This is a genomic window from Pseudomonas sp. NBRC 111130, assembly GCF_001320485.1.
In the GTDB taxonomy this organism is placed as follows: Bacteria; Pseudomonadota; Gammaproteobacteria; order Pseudomonadales; family Pseudomonadaceae; genus Aquipseudomonas; species Aquipseudomonas vlassakiae.
On the sequence record NZ_BCBG01000094.1, the window covers coordinates 1 to 2,784 of the forward strand.

The window sequence follows — 2,784 nt, forward strand, 5'->3', positions numbered from 1 at the left end:
GGTTCGGGCATGGGACATTGCTCTGGCGGCTTTATGCCGCGCACCCGGCAAGGGTGGCGCCATGCGTTGCTGCGTGGCCAGAGACGAGGTCTGTCCGTTATCCCTTGCCGGTAACCCTCACCGACCTCGACCCAAGGGATAGCCATGAAACTCAACCCTCTCGCCTGGTTCTGCCACGGCTTGCTGCCGCTCTGCAGCCTGGCCACTGCCACCGTCCAGGCCGCTCCGCTGATGTGGAGCGACAACAGCCTCAGTTACCTCTACGGCCACAACTACAAGGTCGATGGCACCGGCAACGACATCCAGCAAACCATCACCTACGAACATGCCAGCGGCTGGACCTGGGGGGATGTGTTCCTGTTCGTCGACAACAAATGGTCGAACGGCTTGTCCGGTAAGGAGGGCTACACCTATTACGGGGAGTTTTCACCGCGGCTGTCGCTGGGCAAGGTCAGCGGGCAGAACCTGCGCTACGGTGTGATCAAGGATGTGCTGATCGCCGCCACCTACGAGCGTGGCGAGGGGCGCATTCGCCGGTACCTGCTTGGGCCAGCGGTGGACCTGCTGCTGCCAGGGTTCGATCGCTTTTCGCTCAACACCTACTATCGCAAGCCCGATGGCATCACCGGCAAGGCAGCGGGGCAGTGGCAGATCAACCCGACCTGGGCGATGACGCTTCCGTTGGGCCGTTCCGACATTCTGTTTGACGGGTACCTTGAGTGGTATGTGAATGACGTCGGCCGCAAGGGCACCTCGAACTACGTGGCCAAGAGTTTTCACTTCAACCCGCAGATCAAGTACGACGTCGGTAAAGCGCTGGGGTACACGGCCAAGCGCTTTTACGCTGGTGTGGAATGGGATTACTGGTCGGACAAATATGGGATCGAGGACAGCCACGGGTTTCCGACCGACCAGAATGCGCTGAGCGTATTGTTCAAAGCGCATTTTTAACGCCGCAATGGCACGCGCTTGCCGCCCGACAAGCGCGAACCGGGCTCTAATGAGCCTGCTTGACCTGGTCAGGCTGCGTGCCGAGCGTCGCGAGGAAGACATCGGTATCCCGATTGGTCCGCAGGCAGACCACGCGACAGCCCGATGGGGCCGTTGCCACCAGTCGCCTCATCGCCTCCCGCGACGAGGTTCTGGTCTGCCACATGAACCTGAGAAACGCCGGTAGGTTGGCCAGCAATTCCGGGCAGTTGTCCGGCAAGTCGGGCCGGGGTCGACCGCGGTTCAACAGGGTTCTGAGCAGGACGCGCCAGAATCGAAGCGGCGCCGAGCGGTCAACCCAGATCAACATGTCAGCACGGGCCAGCCGGCTGTTCCAGGTGGTCGAATGCCCGCCTTCGAAGATCCAGCGCTCACGAGCCTCGACCTCATGGCAAAGACGGGTCTTTTCGTCCCGGCTGCGCTCGACCCACCCTGGCTGCCAATGAATCGTGTCGATATGCACGACCGGCAAGCCCGTGCGCTCGCCAAGCTTGCGCGCCAGCGTACTCTTCCCGGCCCCTGGCTGGCCAATGATCATTACCCGTTGCACTGAAGTTCCCTCTCGCAGGCCTGTTGAATTTCGGGCGCGCGATTCTACGGCAATTAGGGGGCTTGGGCATCTCGCCCATCTGACTTCGTGGCAAAGGTAGGGTTTGAACATCTGCAGCATGCTCGCAATTAGCAGGGTCGGTTTACCAGAACAGTTGAGCAAGGCATGACGCCAGCGCGTCCCGCTACTGGCTGGAGCGACTGTTTGTTTTCTCTGGTGTCGATGCCGCGGGCCGGTGCAGGTGAGCACCGGTTGGATCGGTGATTTGAATGACGTTGCCATGCTGCCAGCCATCCGCACCGGGATCACGTGCCGGTATTCGAATACCGGCCCGCTGCGCCTTGTTTCTGGACGTATCGACGCCCAAGCGCCGATTGCGCTGCGCGACCATCGCAGCGTCAGCCTGGCCATCGGCGGTGAAGCCCATCATCAATTGCGGCACACCGACAGGCAGTGCTTTGTCCTGGTCGGTATGCCAGGTGTGCCAGGTCTTGCCATAGGTATGTGCCAGGCGCTCCATCAGGGCATGCTCGGCTGGCGCGGGTATGCCTGGAGCGATCAACTGGCCAGAGGAGACCTCATAGCCATGGCTGTGCCACATTGCCTTTTCCTTGGCCGGCAGCGACGCGAAGAGTTTCTCATCGATGATGTACTCGACACCCATGATTTTCGCGCCCTTGGTGTTACCGTCAAAGATGACGCACTGAATGACATCCTCATTCAGAATTGAGCAGTAGTGATGCGCTTCCATCTGCACATCCGGGTGGCCGTTATAGAAGTGAAAGCCATCCAGATAGGCGTTGATTGCTTCAATGGGTGGCTTGGATTGCAGCGTCGCAGCGCCGGCCACCAGCAGCTGCGTTTCAGCCGACTCGGGCCTGCCTGGAGTCACCACAGGCGACTTCGTCTCGGCAGCGGAACAAGCCCACAACAGAGTGCAGGTAAGGGGAAGGGATATCGATTTGAGTAACTGGCGCATGAGCGTGCCTCTGGCAATTGTTTCTAGAGGACAACCCAAGACGGGCAAGCGGACAGATCAATGGACGAATGGCTGGATCTGTTACAGGCCCGGTAAAGCTCTTTATAAGATTTAACAAGTGGGCGATGTATGTTCATAAGCGCCACAATAGCGCTCGATTACTCGCTCAATGCTCCTGAGATGAACGCACCTGTTCATCGATTGGTGTTCATAGATCTAGGCTCTGTACGAAAAGAGATGTCGCAAACACCGCATGGAGCAAGCT

General features: G+C 59.2%; 3 protein-coding genes. 1 reads left to right on the forward strand and 2 read right to left on the reverse strand.

What is annotated here, in order from left to right; all coding sequences use genetic code 11:
- Window positions 1-144 precede the first annotated feature (144 nt).
- Entirely contained in the window at window positions 145-951 is an 807-nt protein-coding gene (locus APH33_RS22605; protein ID WP_054887270.1) for an outer membrane protein OmpK, read from the forward strand.
- A 46-nt stretch (window positions 952-997) separates the two neighbouring features.
- On the opposite strand, the gene APH33_RS22610 is transcribed toward APH33_RS22605, so the two are convergent.
- Entirely contained in the window at window positions 998-1,540 is a 543-nt protein-coding gene (locus APH33_RS22610; RefSeq protein ID WP_054887271.1) for an AAA family ATPase, read from the reverse strand.
- Between the two features lie 184 nt (window positions 1,541-1,724).
- Complete coding sequence (locus tag APH33_RS22615; RefSeq protein WP_054887272.1) at window positions 1,725-2,519, reverse strand: OBAP family protein; 795 nt, start codon at window positions 2,517-2,519, stop codon at window positions 1,725-1,727.
- Window positions 2,520-2,784 lie beyond the last annotated feature (265 nt).

What these genes read in the sequence shown, in the direction of transcription:
- APH33_RS22605 (WP_054887270.1), top strand. Translation starts at nt 145, where the DNA reads ATGAAACTCAACCCTCTCGCCTGGTTCTGCCACGGCTTGCTGCCGCTC.
- APH33_RS22615 (WP_054887272.1), bottom strand. Translation starts at nt 2,519, where the DNA reads ATGCGCCAGTTACTCAAATCGATATCCCTTCCCCTTACCTGCACTCTG.